We start from the raw sequence: 15,436 nt of genomic DNA, 5'->3' as shown, positions 1-15,436 counted from the left end.
CGATGGGGGGCGGCGCCCCCCATCCTTATCCGAAGTCAAGTTCGGCATAATGCGCGGCCGGGTGGATGCCCGGCACCTGATCGGCCAGCACGCCGCGAAAGGCGGGGCGTGACTTGATCGTGGCATACCAGTCGCGCACCGCGTCCGACCGGTCCCAGTCCACGTCCGAGATATAGTCCAGGCAGGAAAAATGCGCGGCGGCGGTGAAATCGGCCAGCGACAGGCTGTTTCCGGCAAGCCAGCGGCGTTCCTCCAGCAGCGTGGTCAGATAGTCGATATGTTCCTTGATGGCGCGCAGGCCGTCCTTGACCGCCCGGCTGTCGGGATAGCCGGACCGCATGACCTTTTTCCAGACCCGCTCGGTCATGATCGGCAAGGTCACCTCGGCGTTGAACTTGTCGTCGAACCACGCGCACAGCCGGCGCACCTCGTGACGCTCCAGCGGCTGGCGCGGCATCAGGGCGGGCTCGGGCACGGCCTCGTCCAGATATTCGATGATTGCCTGACTTTCGGCCAGCATGTTGCCGCGATGGCGCAGCACCGGCAGCTTTCCGGCGGGATTGCGGCGTTTCAGATCGGGCGGATTTTCCCAGTATTTCTCTTCGACCAGTTCGACCTCAATCTTCTTCTCGGCCAGAACCAGCCGCACCTTGCGGCAAAACGGCGACAGCATGGAATGGTAAAGTCGCGTGGTCTGCGTATTGTTGTTCATCGACTGCTCGAGACCCCCTTCATTCGCAACGGCGCCTTGATAAGGCCGGGGGGGCGGCGTTTCAACCGGAACGCGCGCCTCACAGGCAGTCCGCGCGGCCATCCCGCGCAATCGTCGCCGCGCCATCGGCAATCGACCGCGACCGGGCCGAGGCGCGGGTTGCGCTGCGCGATTTCGGTGCCGGCAGGACGGCGGCCAGTCGCGCGGCCTGCACCGGCGTCAGTTCCGCGGGCGTGACGCCGTAATGGGCGCGCGCCGCGGCGCCCACGCCAAAGATGCCCGGCCCGAATTCGGCCACGTTCAGATAGACCTCAAGGATCCGCCGCTTGGACCACAGCGCCTCGATCATCGGGGTATAGACCGTCTCCAGCAGCTTGCGCGGCCAGCTTCTGCCCTGCCACAGAAACACGTTCTTGGCGGTCTGCTGGGTGATCGTCGATGCGCCCCGGCTGGACCCCGACGCCACGACCTTGCGGATCTCGGTCATGTCAAAGCCCCAATGCAGGCAGAAATTCGCATCCTCGGCCGCGACCACCGCGCGCCGCATGGCGGGCGAGATGTCGTCGATCCGGGCCCAGTCCCGTGGCTGGATGCGATGATTGCGCGCTTCGGCCACGATGGTCCAGGTCGTCGGCGGGTTGATCAGCGCATAGACGCCGACCAGCACCGCCATCAGCAACAGGACGCGCAGGACGAACCAGCGCAGCCAGATCAGCACGCGACGCAACGGCCGCCAGCGTTTCGCGGCGGAAGTCTTGCCCTTTTCGGGTGGCGCCTCGGCGACCGGAGGGCGGAACAGCGCACGCAGGATCATGGACAGGGCTTTGTCACGCGCCCTGCCGCCCCGTCAAGTCGCCGCTGCGGCGATCAGGACGCGTCGGGCACGGCCGGCGGGTGCTGTCCCGACAGCGCCTCGCGCAGCTTTTCCTCGTCGGCCTTGGACAGCGAGGTCTGCAGAACCCTGCCCTTGTGGTGAAAATGCTCCAACCGGTCCAGCACCTTGTCGGCGGTCATCTTGCGCACCAGCACGAAAACGGCCGAGCCGCCCGGTTGCAGCGAATGGCCGACCTCGCGCATGAAATCGTCGTTGATGCCGATATCGGTAAAGCGTCCGGCCAGCGCCCCGGCACCCGCGCCCACCGCCGCGCCCAGAAGCGGGTTCAGGAACACCAGTCCGATCAACGAGCCCCAGAAACCGCCGCCGACCGCGCCGGCCGCCGTCAGGTTGACGGCCTGATGCAGCTTGATGTCGTCCTCGCCATCGCGGGTGACGACGACGGCGTCCTCCATCTCGATCAGGTAATCCTTCTGCATCTTGACCAGTTCGGCCCGCATCTCGAAACCGGTGGTTTCATCGTCGAAGGCGATGACGATCAGTTCGGACATGGCGATTCTCCGCTGCTGTTGCATGACAGTGCCGCCGAAACCAGACGCCAGGGCCGGGATTCGGTCAAGCACCGGCTGGGCATGGGCGCACATCTCTGCGTGATCGACGGCCAGTCGGGGTTGCGGCACGGTGTCGCGTCGGGTCATAGAAGCGGCGGATATGGCACAACAATCTTCGGTCTCACGGATGAGGTATCTGGCCGCGCTGACGCTGATCGCATCGATTCTGTCGATGACCTTCGCGGCGGCATCGCAGGCGCCGGCCCGGTCCGTGTGTTCGCCGCAGATCCACGCCGCGAACATGTGCCATGCAATGGCCCCGCCCGCTGCACAGACCGGAACCGCAGACAAGTCCGGCCCCTGCTGCGAGCTGTTTCCCGCCGTGGATCGCGCAGACATCCCCCGCGCCCGCGCCGCACCCGGCCTGATCGCCATCCTGCCGATGCGGGGCGCACATGTTTGCGATGCGCCATGGCGCCCCCCGCGCACGGCGATCGGCTGAGCTTCCCGTGACCGGCATGGTGCCGGTTGCCATCCGATACACGGCGCCGCGACGCGCGCGCCTTTCCCGAGGATAAACATGACGACTGACACATCCACCCAGACGCGCGGCCTGATCGTGCCGCAACTGAAACCCCTTTATGCCCTGCTGTCGCCGATCAGCGTGACCTATATGCGCGTCATCGCGGGGATCGCCTTCATGGTGCACGGGCTGCCCAAGATCAGCAATCCGATGGGCGCGACCGGCATGGTCGAAAGCATCGGCTTTCATCCCGGCTGGCTGTGGTCGCCGGCGCTGGCGGGCACCGAATTCATCGGCGGTCTGCTGCTGGTGCTGGGGCTGCTGACCCGCCCTGCCGCGCTGGCCACCTCGATCGTGCTGCTGGTGACGGTCTATTTCCACTGGATCATGAAGGCCGAGGGCTATCCCGGGGCGGAACTGTCGCTGATCTGGCTGGGGATCACGCTGTATTTCGTGGCCCATGGCGGCGGGCGCTGGTCGCTGGACCGCCTGATCGGCCGCCAGTTCTGACAACCGCATAACGAAAAGGACGCGGCCCGCAGGGGCCGCGTCCCAATGTATCCCGGTGCGGGGTCCGCGCCTATTCGGCCGGCATCGCGCTGGGGGTTTCGACCGCCTCGATCGGATGCGGCAGATGGGCCAGCATCTCCTTGGGGCAGACCTGCAGGAAATTGCCCTTCTCGCGATCCCAGTTCTGCAGGATCGTCTCGGCCTTCTTCGACATGGTCTGCACATGATGGCGTTCGATCAGGTCGCGCAGTTCGGTTTCCCAGTGATCCTGCGTGACCGGGCACATGACCAGCGTTTCCGCGTTGATATAGTCGCGCGCCACGCCCTCGGGATCGTACAGATAGGCCATCCCGCCGGTCATCCCGGCCCCGAAATTGGTCCCGATCCGGCCCAGGATCACCGCAACGCCGCCGGTCATGTATTCGCAACCATTGGTGCCGCAGCCCTCGATCACCACATTGGCGCCGGAATTGCGGACCGCGAAGCGTTCGCCCGCGCGTCCAGCGGCGAACAACTGGCCGCCGGTCGCGCCGTAAAGGACCGTGTTGCCGATGATCGTGTTGTCCTCGGCGACAAGCGGGCTGGCCATCGGCGGGCGCACGACGATTGTGCCGCCCGACAGGCCCTTGCCGACATAGTCGTTGGCATCGCCCGACACCTCGATCTTCAGTCCCGGCGCGGCATAGGCCCCCAGCGACTGTCCGGCGCTGCCGGTCAGGCGGACCGTCAGGTGATCGGGTTGCAGGTTGTTCCGCATCCCGAATTTCTGCACGATCATGCTGGATGTGCGGGTGCCGACCGTCCGCTGGGTGTTGCGGACCGCATAGGACAGCTGCATCTTCTCGCCTTCCTCGAAGAAGCGGGCGGCGTCCTTGACGATTTCGGCATCCAGCGTGTCCATCACGGCGTTGCGCGGCTTGGACCGATCATAGACGATTTTTTCCGCGCCATCGACGGTGATCAGCAGCGGGTTCAGGTCCAGATCGTCCAGATGCGCGGCGCCCCGGCTGACCTGGGTCAGCAGATCGGCGCGGCCGATCACCTCGTCCAGGCTGCGGGCGCCGATTCCGGCCAGGATCTCGCGAACTTCCTGAGCGTAGAAGGTGATCAGGTTCACCACCTTGTCCGCCGATCCGGTGAACATCGCGCGCAGCTTTTCATCCTGCGTGCAGACGCCCACCGGGCAGGTGTTCGACTGGCACTGACGGACCATGATGCAGCCCATGGCGATCAGCGCGGCGGTGCCGATGCCGTATTCCTCGGCGCCCATCATTGCCGCCATGACGATGTCGCGACCCGTACGCAGACCGCCATCGGTGCGCAGCGTCACGCGTTCGCGCAGGCGGTTCATGGCCAGGACCTGATGCGCCTCGGTCAGGCCCATCTCCCACGGCAGGCCGGCGAACTTGACGCTGGTCGCGGGCGAAGCGCCCGTGCCGCCGTTATGGCCGCTGATCAGGATCACGTCGGCCTTGGCCTTGGCCACGCCCGCCGCAATCGTGCCGACGCCGGACGATGCCACCAGCTTGACGGTGATCTTGGCGCGCGGGTTGATCTGCTTCAGGTCATAGATCAGCTGCGCCAGATCCTCGATCGAGTAGATGTCGTGATGCGGCGGGGGCGAGATCAGCGTCACGCCCGGCGTCGAGTGACGCAGCCGCGCGATCAGTTTGGTGACCTTCATGCCGGGCAACTGGCCACCCTCGCCGGGCTTGGCGCCCTGGGCGACCTTGATTTCCAATTCCTCGCAGGCGTTCAGGTATTCGGCGGTGACGCCGAAACGGCCGCTGGCGACCTGCTTGATCTTGGCGCAGGGGTTGTCGCCATTGGGCAGCGGGTGGCTGTGCGCCGGGTCCTCTCCGCCCTCGCCCGAATCGGATTTCGCGCCGATCCGGTTCATCGCGATGTTCAGCGTCATATGCGCCTCTGGCGACAGCGCACCCAAGGACATGCCGGGCGTCACGAAGCGCTTGCGGATGCTGGTGATGCTTTCCACTTCCTCGATGGGAACCGGTTTGCCAAGTGGCTTGATGTCCAGCAGGTCGCGTATATGGATCGGCGGGTTGGCCCGCATCGTGGCGCTGAACTGCTTCCAGATGTCATAGCTGGCCTTTTCGCAGGCCATCTGCAGCATCTTCATCGTGTTGGCTTCCCAGGCGTGTTTCTCGCCCGAACGGCGCAGCTTGTAGAAGCCGCCGACCGGCAGCAATTCGACATTGTCGGCATGCCACGCCTTCTGGTGCAGCGCCTCAAGCTTGGATTGCAGCCCGTGCAGCCCGATCCCCGAGATGCGCGAATGCATGCCGGGGAAATATTCGGCGACCATCGCGCGGCTCAGACCGACCGCCTCGAAGTTCAGCCCGCCCCGATAGGACGACAGGACCGAGATGCCCATCTTGGCCATGATCTTCAGCAGACCGGCATCCACCGCATCGCGATAGCGGCGCATATTGTCGATCAGGCTGCCTTCCAGCAGGCCCCGATCGATCCGGTCCTGAATGGAATCCTGCGCCAGATAGGGGTTCACCGTGGTCGCACCGCTGCCGATCAGCACCGCGAAGTAATGCGGGTCGATGCACTCGGCGGCGCGCACATTGATCGAACAGAAGGTGCGCAGCCCCTTGCGGGTCAGCCAGGAATGCACCGCGCTGGTCGCAAGGATCATCGGCATCGCGACCCGGTCGCGACCCTGATGTTCATCCGTCAGCACCAGATGTCCCGCACCCGACCGCACCGCGTCCTCGGCCTCGGCGCGGATCCGGGCCAGCCCGTCGGCCAGCGCGTCCTGACCCGCGTTGTCGGGGAAGGTGCAGTCGATATAGGTCACCGCGTCGCCGAACATCCGGCACATCTCGGCATATTCGCCATTCGCGATGAACGGGCTTTCCAGGATCAGGATTTCCGTCTGCGCACTGGATTCGTCCAGCACGTTCTTGAGGTTGCCGAACCGCGTCTTCAGCGACATGACCCGGGTTTCGCGCAGGCTGTCGATGGGCGGGTTGGTGACCTGGCTGAAATTCTGCCGGAAGAAATGGCTCAGCGGGCGATACTGACCCGACAGCACGGCGGGTGGCGTGTCGTCGCCCATCGAGGCGATCGCCTCCTTGCCGTCCTCGGCCATCGGCGACAGCACATGTTCCAGCTCTTCCATCGTATAGCCGGCGGCGGTCTGGCGGCGGCGCAGCTCGTCCCCTTCGAAGCGGTGCTCCTCGGGCAGTTCGCGCATGATGTCGTTCAGGTCGACGACCTTCTCGATCCATTCGCCGAATGGCTGGCTGGCGGCCAGCCGGTCCTTGATGTCGGTGTCGTGATACAGCTTGCCGTCCCACATATCGACGGCGATCATCTGGCCCGGACCCAGCGCGCCCTTTTCACGCACATTGGATTCGTTGATCGGCACCATGCCGACCTCGGACCCCGCGATCAGCAGGTTGTCGCCGGTCACGACATAGCGCATCGGCCGCAATCCGTTGCGGTCCAGACCGCCGCAGACCCAGCGGCCGTCGGTCATCGCCAGCGCGGCGGGGCCGTCCCACGGCTCCATCACGGCGTTGCAATAGGCGTACATGTCGGCCCATGCCTTGGGCATGTCGGTGGTGGCCTTGGACCAGCTTTCCGGGACCAGCATGGTCTTGGTCATCGGCGCGCTGCGCCCCGACCGCACCATCACCTCGAACACCGCATCCAGCGCCGCCGAATCCGACGACCCGCCCGGCACGATCGGCTTGATGTCCTCGGCCATGTCGCCAAAGGCGTTGCTGGCCATGCGGATCTCGTGGCTTTTCAGCCAGTTCAGGTTGCCCTTCAGCGTGTTGATCTCGCCGTTATGGGCCAGCATGCGGAAGGGCTGGGCCAGCCACCATTGCGGGAAGGTGTTGGTCGAATAACGCTGGTGATAGATCGCGAAGGCGCTTTCGAACCGTTCGTCCTTCAGGTCGGGATAGAACTCGGCCACCTGCTCGGCCAGCATCATGCCCTTGTAGATGATCGACCGGCAGGACAGCGAACAGAAGTAAAGCTGTGTCACCTGCGCGGCGATCGCCGCCTTCTCGATCCGGCGGCGGATGATGTACAACTCACGCTCGAACTGGACCTGGTCGATGTCCTTTTCGCAGCGGATCAGGATCTGTTCGATCTCGGGGCGGGTGGTGTTGGCCTTTTCGCCCAGAACGGCGGTGTTCACCGGAACATGCCGCCAGCCATAGATATAGTGGCCCATCCGCAGAACCTCGGATTCCACGATGGTCCGGCAGGTCTCCTGCTGCGCGAAATTGGTGCGCGGCAGAAACACCTGACCGACCGCGATCAGCTTGTCCTGATCGGGCTCGTGGCCGGTGCGGCGCACCTGGTCATAGAAGAACGGCACCGGGATCTGCACATGGATGCCGGCCCCGTCGCCGGTCTTGCCGTCCGCATCGACCGCGCCGCGATGCCAGATCGCCTTCAGCGCGTCGATGCCGTTCTGCACGACCTGACGGCGCGGCTTGCCGTCCAGATCGACGACGAAGCCCACGCCGCAGGACGAATGTTCGTCATCGTGCCGGTACAGGCTGTTCTCGGCCATCCAGTCGCGGAGGGATTCTTCCTGGTGCTGCCAATCGGGCGAAAACTTGGTCATCTGTCGGCCTCCACATGGGGCTGGTGGGATTCATATTCGGTGCGGGTGATCCTGGGATGATCGCCCGAGAATGATGCAAAGCGATGCGCGCAGTCGGCATAGACCTCGCGGATCAGGGGAAAGCGGGCGGCGTCGTCGAACAGGCCCGGCGACAGCTCGTAATCGGCGCCGTCGTCGCGCAGCCACAGATTGGCGCCACAGCGCGGGCAGAAGGCGCGTTCCGCGAAATCCGAGGCGCGATACCGGCGCACCTCGCCGGTCACCGTCACCGCGTCTGCGGGCGCGACGAAACCACCCATCAGCCCGCCCCCGGCACGCCGGCACATGCTGCAATGGCAGACACTGATTTCAGGCGTCCAGTCCCGCAGCGTGATCGCGACATCGCCGCACAGGCAATGCCCGTGAAGCGTGGTTGTCATGCCCCGCCCTCCGGCAGCCTCAGGCTGGTCATCAACTGGTCGCAATCGAATTGCGGCGTGGTCTCGCCGAACCCGGTTTCGCCGGGAAAGCTGAACAGAACCGGGCTGTCATTGGTATTGCGGGTCTCGCCGGTCCAGTCGCTCTGTTCCTCGACCCCGCCATAAAAGCGGCGCATCGTGCGGCTGATGAACTGCTGACCTTCCCGTGTGATCAGAGCCTCGCCGCTTTCGTCGCGCGTCACCAGCCGGAAGCGGGTCTTTTCCAGCTCGACCCCGTCGATGGTGACGGTCTCGCCGGTCAGCTCGTCCTGACCGACATGGTGCAGCCTCTCGCCAGTGTTCGAGACGGTCCAGAAATCGAAATCATCGCGACCGCTGTCCAGCAGCGTGCTGAAACTGGCGTGATCCTTGGCTTCTTCGACCAGCCGATCCTCCAGCCCGGTCTGCGGATCGGCACTTTCGATCCAGCGCGTCTCTTCGTCGATCCGCGACAGATGCGTCAGCCCGTCCTGACCAAAGATCGCGCTGCGCTGATCGCCTTCGGGATCGGCGCTGCAGCGGTAATACTGGCTGACCGAACAACCGCGGTTCTGCACCGTCACCTCAAGCTTGCAGCCCTGCGGCGGGGTGAAGGTCGCGGCTTCGGCGGCGTGGGGCGCGACGGCCAATGCCGCGGCCAGCGCCAGCGTCGCGGCCAGATAGGACAGCATGACTGATCCATCGCCGCGCCGGGTGGCGTTGCGCGCAACGGCCACCGTGCGTTGCCTGTGTACGTGCTGTGCACGCGCTGTGTCTGTTCTGTGCATCATCGGTGCGGCCCTATTCTGCGGCCACGCGGGCCTCGCCGGTCAGGAAGCCGGCAATCGACTCGGCGGCCTCGCGGCCGTCGCGGATCGCCCAGACGACCAGGCTGGCGCCGCGCACGATGTCGCCCACTGCATAGACGCCGGGGATCGAGGTCTGGTGCGTCTGGAAATTCGCCTTGATCGTGCCCCAACGCGTCACTTCCAGCCCATCGACGCCCCACAGCCGGGGCAGATCTTCGGGCTCGAATCCCAGCGCCTTGATCACCAGTTCGGCGGGTTCGTCATAATCGGCGCCATCGATCAGCTCGGGGCTTTGACGTCCGGTGACATCGGGCGCGCCAAGGCGCATCTTCTGCACCCGCACGCTGGCGATCTGGCCGACCTGATCCACGTCGCGTTCCTGTGCCTCGGCGGCGATTCCGGTGACGTGGCCGGCAAAGGCACCCGGCGCAGAAAGCCACACGAATTCAACGCCTTCTTCCTCGGCGTTCTGAACCTCGCGCTGCGATCCGGGCATGTTCGACCGGTCGCGGCGATACAGGCATTTCACAGATTGCGCGCCCTGCCGGATGGCGGTGCGGACGCAGTCCATCGCGGTGTCGCCGCCGCCGATGACAACAACGCGCTTGCCCTTGGCATTCAGTTCGCCGTCGTCGAAATCGGGCACGTCGTCGCCGAAATCGATCTTGTTGCTGGCGGTCAGATAGTCGATCGCGCGCACGACGCCGTCGGCCTCGGCGTTGTCGATATCCAGATCGCGGGTCTTGTAGACGCCGGTGGCGATCAGCACCGCGTCATGCTTGCCACGGATCGCGTCGAAGCTGATATCCTCGCCGACATTGCAGTTCAGGACGAATTCGACGCCGCCATCTTCCAGCAGCTTGTTGCGCCGCATGACCACGTCCTTTTCCAGCTTGAAACCGGGAATTCCATAGGTCATCAGCCCGCCCGCGCGGTCGTAGCGGTCGTAGATGGTGACCTGGAACCCCATCCTGCGCAGCGAATCCGCCGCCGCCAGACCGCCCGGACCTGCACCGACGATGCCGATGCTTTCCGCGCGTTCCTGGGACGGGGCGGGGCCAGCGACCCAGCCTTCCTGCCAGGCGGTGTCTGTGATGTATTTCTCGACCGCGCCGATGGTGACGGTGCCGTGGCCGGATTGTTCGATGACGCAGTTGCCTTCGCACAGCCGGTCCTGCGGACAGATGCGGCCGCAGATCTCGGGGAAGGTGTTGGTCGCCTGGCTGACCTGATAGGCTTCCTTGAGCCGGCCTTCCGCGGTCAGGCGCAACCAGTCCGGGATGTTGTTGTGCAGCGGGCAGTGGCTTTGGCAATAGGGCACGCCGCACTGGCTGCACCGCCCGGACTGTTCGGCGGCCTTTTGCGCGGCGTATTCCTGATAGATCTCGTGAAAGTCTTCGCTGCGCTCCGCCGCATCGCGCTTTTCCGGCATCTCGCGCGGGGTGGAAACGAATTTCAGCATCTTCTGCGTGGCCATGGCTGCGCAACCTTCCGACTGTCAGGAACTTACGCAGACCCAATAAACCAAGGGGCCGGGAATGAAAAGGCAGCAATCCTGACCTATTTGCGAGATTTTGGCTGATCAGAAGGCGGTATTTGTCCGGGTGGTAGGAAATTAGGTCAGCATCACTTACATTCCTGCCGCCAGGGCCAGCAAAACAACGCTTCCGACGATGATCCGCCACCATGCAAACAGCCCGTAGCCGCGCTTGGACACATAGCCAAGCAGCCAGCGCACCACCAGAATCGCGGTGATGAAGGCGCAAACGAACCCGATGATGATGTTGTCCAGCGCCGCGGCGTCGATGACATCGCGATTCTTGTAGAGGTCATAGACGAAGGCACCAAGCATCGTGGGCATGGACAGAAAGAACGAAAACTCTGCCGCCGACCGCTTGTCCGCACCCAGAAGCAGTGCGCCGACGATCGTCGCCCCTGATCGCGAGACGCCGGGGATCATCGCAAGGCACTGGATCACGCCGATCTTGAAGGCCATGGACAGGGGGAAATCCTCGGCCCGGAACAAGCGGGGGCTGGTCGCCCACCGATCCACCAGCAGCAGCACGATCCCACCAAGGATCAGCATGACCGCGATCAGCATCGGCGTTTCGAACAACACGGTCTTGATGATGTCATGGGCCAGGACGCCGATGACCACGGCAGGCATGAAGGCCAGCAGCACCGCGCCGATGAACCGGCGCGAGGTGGGATCATGGGGGGCCGATGCCAGGATGTTCCACAGCCGGGTGGCGTAAACACCAAGGATCGCCAGAACCGCGCCAAGCTGGATCACCACCTCGAAAGCGCGACCGGGGGAATGGAAATCAAGGAAATGTCCCGCCAGCAGGACATGGCCGGTGGATGAGACGGGAATGAACTCGGTCAGCCCCTCGAGAAGTCCGAGGATCGCGGCGACAATCGTGTTGTGTTCCATCAGAGGCTGCGCAGGTTCTTCGCCGAATCCTTGATCGCGTTATACTGGCCCGACGGACGGAAACGCCAAAGATAGTCCTCGATCACCGCCTCGGCGGCGGTGGGCTGTATTCCAAGATCGGCAAAGCCCCTGGCGTCCTCGCTGACGACATTGTCGTCACGCAGCAGGATGACCTGATCGCGTCCCAGGATCTTGTTGGTGAATAGTCCGCCGGTGACATACTGCACACCGTCCAGAACTCCGGCGCCGATCCTTGCCAGCCAGAACGGCATGTTCACAACCAGTCGGCGGCGGCGAGTGGCCTTCAGCACCTGTCCGACGATCTCGCGCAGGGTCATCACGTCGGGGCCGCCCAGTTCATAGATGCCGGGCTTGGCCTCGCCCGCGGCGCCCATCGCGGCGGCGGTGGCGACGTCATCGACGAAGACCGGCTGCATGCGCGTCCGCGCGCCGGCGATCGGCATGACCGGTCCCAGCCGCGCCATGCTGGCAAAGCGGTTGTAGAAATGATCGTCGGTTCCGAAGATCACCGAAGGGCGCAGCACGATCGCGTCGGGGCGATGCTCCAGCACCGCTGCCTCGCCGCGTGCCTTCGCGGCGACATATCGGCTGGCCGAATCGGGATCGACGCCGATCCCCGAGATGTGCACGACATGCCGGACACCCATTTCCTTCGAGAGGCGAGCGATATGGGTCGCACCCTCTTCGAAGACGGTGTGAAAATTGCTCTTGCCCTCGGGGCGTTCGATATTGACGCAGTTCACCACCGCGTCGGCATCCGACATCGCTGCGCGGACAGAATCCTCGTCGCGGATATTGCACAGCACCGGGACGACCTGCCCGACCGCGCCATAGGTGCGCGTGAACAGGGCTTCGTCCGGTCGGCGCACCGCGACACGCACCCGCCAGCCGCGCCGGGCCATGATGCGCGCCACCTGCCGGCCGACAAAGCCAGACCCGCCAAAGATCGTGACCAGTTGTGCCATGGGCCTATCGCCTCCTTCGTGCAGCGTCCTTGATCGTCCATACCCAAGCGCGGGCGTCATCACAAGCGCGCCGCGTCACGCGGCGTGGCGGATGCGGTCGATCAGCCGGTCGGCGACACGATAGGCGTTCGCGGCGATCGTCAGGCTGGGATTGCAGCCGTTCGATGTGGGCATGAAGCTGGAATCGGCCACGATCAGGTTGTCGATCCCATGCACCCGGCAATTGCGGTCCAGCACGGATTTGCGCGCATCGTCGCCAAATCGCAGCGTTCCGCAGGGATGCGCGAAGTTCAGCGTCGGCATCTGGCTGAAGAAGATCCGGCGATGCGCACGGAATGCCGACTTCATTTCCTTTCTGAATGCGGTTCGCCGGTTCAGCAGTTCATCGTGCAGCTGATATTGAAATCGCAGGCGGTCGGGATGCGCGGGGTCGCACAGGACCCGGTTCTCGGAATAGGGCAGGTCTTCCAGAACGCCGACGAATATCTTGGCCGGCCCAAGTATCGGCAGAATGCCATAGGGCAGCAGCCGCAACCCATGGCGCAGCGGCCGCAGCCGCCGCAGCGACGATTGTTCGAACATCTGGTTCAGCGCGTAAAGTACCTCACCGTATCCGGCGTCGATTCCCATCGACTGGATCAGGCCGAAACGCTGTCCTTGGACATGATACAGGTCCCGCAGGCTGAGTGCCCGGCTGGGGGCATCCGACCGCGCGCCCCGCCCGGGCCAGATCGCAAGCATCTCGCTGAGATGGAACATCAGGTTCCGGCCAACCAGATCGTGACGATTGCCAATTCCCGTCGGCCAGGATTCGCTGGCCGAGCGCAGCAGAAGCGATGGTGAAGCCAGCCCGCCGCCCGCCAGGACATAGTGCCGCGCGCTGAGTGTGAAGTCCTGCCCGGCGCGCTGGCAATGGATGCGGGTGACGCGGCGGTCGGCCTCGATCCGCGTCACGTTGCACCGGTCCAGCAACTGGGCATTCCCGGTGCGCAGCGCAGGTTGGACCCCCGCCGACCGCCCGTCCATCTTGCAGGGGCGCAGGCAGCGGCGACCGAAGCATTGTTGGCAATCGGGCGGAAACGCGGCGGCGATATGTGTCTGGTATGGGTGTAGCCCTGCCTTTTCAAAGGCCCGGCGCAGCGCGGCGTCGACATCGGTGACCGGGCGCGCGGCGCGCAAGGCAGGCGCGGGGACGGCGCTAAGCGGATCCGTCTCGCCGCTGATCAGATAGTTCTTCTCGGCCTCGTCGAAATAAGGCGTCATTTCGGCATAGGACAGCGGCCACCCCCCGGTGGGGTGCGGGCGCTGCGACGAATCATCCAGATCATGCGGCTCGGGTCGTTCCAGCGTGGCGGCATAGAAGGTCGAAGTTCCGCCGACGCAGGACCCCAGCATGCCGTGAAGCTGTGAATCTCGTCCGTCGATCCGCGCCTCCAGCGGATAGGGCCACATTCCCGCATCAAGCCGGGCGGCAGGGTCGGTCTGCATGGTCTCGATCTCGGCCTTGTCGGTGCCGGCCAGATCGGGCCCTTTTTCCAGCATCAGGACCGAAAGCCCGGCCTCGGCCAGCCGGCGCGCGGCGCTGCCCCCTCCGACTCCGGTTCCGATCACGATCACATCCCAATCGCGTTCACGATAGGCGTCCAACATTCACTTGTTCCCAACACAAGGTCCGCGCAAACATGACGCGCAGATCGACTCGGTGAAGATACTTACACAGAATGCAAATGACTGCATCGTGTCGTTTAGGACAGATCCGGTGCCGGGGCATCGGTCGGTGATTCTGAGGTGGGTCGAAAAAATTGCGCGACACCCCATTGACGCCCCCCGAAACTGGCTTTAGTCACCCCGCTCACACCACCTGCCCAGGTGGCGGAACTGGTAGACGCGCACGGTTCAGGTCCGTGTGCCGCAAGGCGTGGAGGTTCGAGTCCTCTCCTGGGCACCATTGGTCAAAAAGCCCCTGAAGCCATCTGGTTTCAGGGGCTTTCTGTTGCAACAATGGTCCTTGCTGGCGGAAGCCCCCACAAGGGATCGGGCTGCCGGATTCAGGCCGCGGCGACGCAGAAGCCTGCCGCAGCCTGAGATGAATTGCTGAGAATTCGGAGATGCGGCGCTGTCGATCGCCCGACCGGTTCGCGGTCGAGCCTTAGTCGAATGTCGGGAAGAACAGATCCGATCCCGTGAAGATCTCGAACCCGTCGGCCGTGACGCCAAGCGAATGTTCGAATTGCGCGGACAGGGACTTGTCACGAGTCACCGCCGTCCAGTCATCGGCAAGAACCTTGGTCTCCGGTCGGCCAAGATTGATCATGGGTTCTATCGTGAAAAACATTCCCTCTTCCAGCACCGGACCTTTGCCGGGTCGTCCGAAATGCAGGACATTGGGGGGCGCGTGAAATACCCGGCCAAGCCCGTGGCCGCAGAAATCGCGCACGACCGACATGCGGTGGCCTTCGGCGTATTGCTGGATCGCGGCACCGATATCGCCGAACGTCGCGCCGGGGCGCACCGCCTCGATCCCCTTCATCAGCGAATCGTGCGTGACCTGGATCAGCCTTTGCGCCTTGATCGACGGCTTGCCCGCGACATACATGCGGCTTGTGTCGCCATACCAGCCATCGACGATCACGGTCACGTCGATGTTCAGGATATCGCCGTTCTGCAACAGCTTCTCGCCCGGAATTCCATGGCAGACGACATGGTTCACGCTGATGCAGCTTGCATGCTGATAACCGCGATAGCCGATCGTGGCCGATGTGGCACCGGCCTCTTCGATGCGGCTGCGGATGAAATCGTCCAGCATGCCGGTCGTCGCGCCGGGCTGAACCAGCGGCCCCACCTCGTCCAGGATCCGCGCGGCCAATGCGCCCGCCTTGCTCATGCCCGCGAAATCCTCGCGTCCGTGAATGCGGATGCCTTCCTTGGTGATGCGGCTGTCTTCGTCCATCGCTGATCCTTTCGTCTGACCGCATAGATAGACGCGTCGCGCCACTTGTTCCAGTGCCGCGCGTGCGCATA

At 64.2% G+C, this 15,436-nt stretch carries 13 protein-coding genes and 1 tRNA gene; 3 read left to right on the top strand and 11 right to left on the bottom strand.

Translation table 11 applies throughout. From position 1 onward, the window contains the following. Window positions 1–25 precede the first annotated feature (25 nt). From J7359_RS01130 to J7359_RS01120, 3 genes are all read right to left on the bottom strand, one after another. On the bottom strand, window positions 26–712 hold the full coding sequence (locus tag J7359_RS01130; protein WP_209054684.1) for a glutathione S-transferase family protein: 687 nt from the start codon (window positions 710–712) through the stop codon (window positions 26–28). Window positions 713–791: 79 nt separating this feature from the next. Then, window positions 792–1,526, bottom strand: coding sequence for a monofunctional biosynthetic peptidoglycan transglycosylase (gene mtgA / locus J7359_RS01125; RefSeq protein ID WP_209054683.1), 735 nt, complete (start codon window positions 1,524–1,526; stop codon window positions 792–794). 53 nt (window positions 1,527–1,579) lie between these two features. Continuing rightward, the gene (locus J7359_RS01120; RefSeq protein ID WP_209054682.1) at window positions 1,580–2,098 is read right to left on the bottom strand and encodes a DUF1269 domain-containing protein; all 519 of its coding nucleotides are present in this window, start codon (window positions 2,096–2,098) and stop codon (window positions 1,580–1,582) included. Window positions 2,099–2,285: 187 nt separating this feature from the next. Between J7359_RS01120 and J7359_RS01115 the strand changes: the two genes are divergently transcribed. Together J7359_RS01115 and J7359_RS01110 are read left to right on the top strand one after the other, a co-directional pair. Then, window positions 2,286–2,600, top strand: a complete 315-nt coding sequence (locus J7359_RS01115; RefSeq protein ID WP_209054681.1) for a hypothetical protein — start codon at window positions 2,286–2,288, stop codon at window positions 2,598–2,600. A 78-nt stretch (window positions 2,601–2,678) separates the two neighbouring features. After that, complete coding sequence (locus tag J7359_RS01110) at window positions 2,679–3,131, top strand: DoxX family protein (protein WP_209054680.1); 453 nt, start codon at window positions 2,679–2,681, stop codon at window positions 3,129–3,131. 70 nt (window positions 3,132–3,201) lie between these two features. Here the strand turns inward: J7359_RS01110 and gltB are convergent, their stop codons facing one another. The 7 genes from gltB to J7359_RS01075 all read right to left on the bottom strand — a co-directional run bounded on the left by gltB (window position 3,202) and on the right by J7359_RS01075 (window position 14,065). Next, window positions 3,202–7,749 (bottom strand): glutamate synthase large subunit, encoded by a 4,548-nt coding sequence (gltB, locus tag J7359_RS01105; protein ID WP_209054679.1) that lies wholly within the window; start codon window positions 7,747–7,749, stop codon window positions 3,202–3,204. Further along, window positions 7,746–8,168 (bottom strand): GFA family protein, encoded by a 423-nt coding sequence (locus J7359_RS01100; RefSeq protein ID WP_209054678.1) that lies wholly within the window; start codon window positions 8,166–8,168, stop codon window positions 7,746–7,748. The genes gltB and J7359_RS01100 overlap by 4 nt, the downstream gene beginning before the upstream one ends. Next, complete coding sequence (locus J7359_RS01095; RefSeq protein ID WP_209054677.1) at window positions 8,165–8,923, bottom strand: hypothetical protein; 759 nt, start codon at window positions 8,921–8,923, stop codon at window positions 8,165–8,167. The genes J7359_RS01100 and J7359_RS01095 overlap by 4 nt, the downstream gene beginning before the upstream one ends. 64 nt (window positions 8,924–8,987) lie before the next feature. Next, window positions 8,988–10,472, bottom strand: a complete 1,485-nt coding sequence (locus J7359_RS01090; RefSeq protein WP_209054676.1) for an NAD(P)-dependent oxidoreductase — start codon at window positions 10,470–10,472, stop codon at window positions 8,988–8,990. A 153-nt stretch (window positions 10,473–10,625) separates the two neighbouring features. Further along, window positions 10,626–11,432, bottom strand: a complete 807-nt coding sequence (locus J7359_RS01085) for an undecaprenyl-diphosphate phosphatase (protein ID WP_209054976.1) — start codon at window positions 11,430–11,432, stop codon at window positions 10,626–10,628. Further along, entirely contained in the window at window positions 11,429–12,415 is a 987-nt protein-coding gene (locus J7359_RS01080; protein ID WP_209054675.1) for a complex I NDUFA9 subunit family protein, read from the bottom strand. Before J7359_RS01080 ends, J7359_RS01085 begins: the two co-directional genes overlap by 4 nt. Before the next feature lie 75 nt (window positions 12,416–12,490). Further along, window positions 12,491–14,065, bottom strand: a complete 1,575-nt coding sequence (locus J7359_RS01075; RefSeq protein ID WP_209054674.1) for a GMC family oxidoreductase — start codon at window positions 14,063–14,065, stop codon at window positions 12,491–12,493. Window positions 14,066–14,278: 213 nt separating this feature from the next. Between J7359_RS01075 and J7359_RS01070 the strand changes: the two genes are divergently transcribed. Beyond that, a tRNA-Leu gene (locus J7359_RS01070) sits at window positions 14,279–14,363 on the top strand. A 201-nt stretch (window positions 14,364–14,564) separates the two neighbouring features. Here the strand turns inward: J7359_RS01070 and map are convergent. Next, window positions 14,565–15,365, bottom strand: a complete 801-nt coding sequence (gene map, locus J7359_RS01065; protein WP_209054673.1) for a type I methionyl aminopeptidase — start codon at window positions 15,363–15,365, stop codon at window positions 14,565–14,567. Window positions 15,366–15,436 lie beyond the last annotated feature (71 nt).

The sequence above is a fragment of the Paracoccus sp. R12_2 genome (assembly GCF_017744015.1).
Lineage (GTDB): Bacteria > Pseudomonadota > Alphaproteobacteria > Rhodobacterales > Rhodobacteraceae > Paracoccus.
This window is presented reverse-complemented; position numbering and strand designations above follow the sequence as displayed.

What these genes read in the sequence shown, in the direction of transcription:
- J7359_RS01130 (WP_209054684.1), bottom strand. Translation starts at nt 712, where the DNA reads ATGAACAACAATACGCAGACCACGCGACTTTACCATTCCATGCTGTCG.
- mtgA (WP_209054683.1), bottom strand. Translation starts at nt 1,526, where the DNA reads ATGATCCTGCGTGCGCTGTTCCGCCCTCCGGTCGCCGAGGCGCCACCC.
- J7359_RS01120 (WP_209054682.1), bottom strand. Translation starts at nt 2,098, where the DNA reads ATGTCCGAACTGATCGTCATCGCCTTCGACGATGAAACCACCGGTTTC.
- J7359_RS01115 (WP_209054681.1), top strand. Translation starts at nt 2,286, where the DNA reads ATGAGGTATCTGGCCGCGCTGACGCTGATCGCATCGATTCTGTCGATG.
- J7359_RS01110 (WP_209054680.1), top strand. Translation starts at nt 2,679, where the DNA reads ATGACGACTGACACATCCACCCAGACGCGCGGCCTGATCGTGCCGCAA.
- gltB (WP_209054679.1), bottom strand. Translation starts at nt 7,749, where the DNA reads ATGACCAAGTTTTCGCCCGATTGGCAGCACCAGGAAGAATCCCTCCGC.
- J7359_RS01100 (WP_209054678.1), bottom strand. Translation starts at nt 8,168, where the DNA reads ATGACAACCACGCTTCACGGGCATTGCCTGTGCGGCGATGTCGCGATC.
- J7359_RS01090 (WP_209054676.1), bottom strand. Translation starts at nt 10,472, where the DNA reads ATGGCCACGCAGAAGATGCTGAAATTCGTTTCCACCCCGCGCGAGATG.
- J7359_RS01080 (WP_209054675.1), bottom strand. Translation starts at nt 12,415, where the DNA reads ATGGCACAACTGGTCACGATCTTTGGCGGGTCTGGCTTTGTCGGCCGG.
- J7359_RS01075 (WP_209054674.1), bottom strand. Translation starts at nt 14,065, where the DNA reads ATGTTGGACGCCTATCGTGAACGCGATTGGGATGTGATCGTGATCGGA.
- map (WP_209054673.1), bottom strand. Translation starts at nt 15,365, where the DNA reads ATGGACGAAGACAGCCGCATCACCAAGGAAGGCATCCGCATTCACGGA.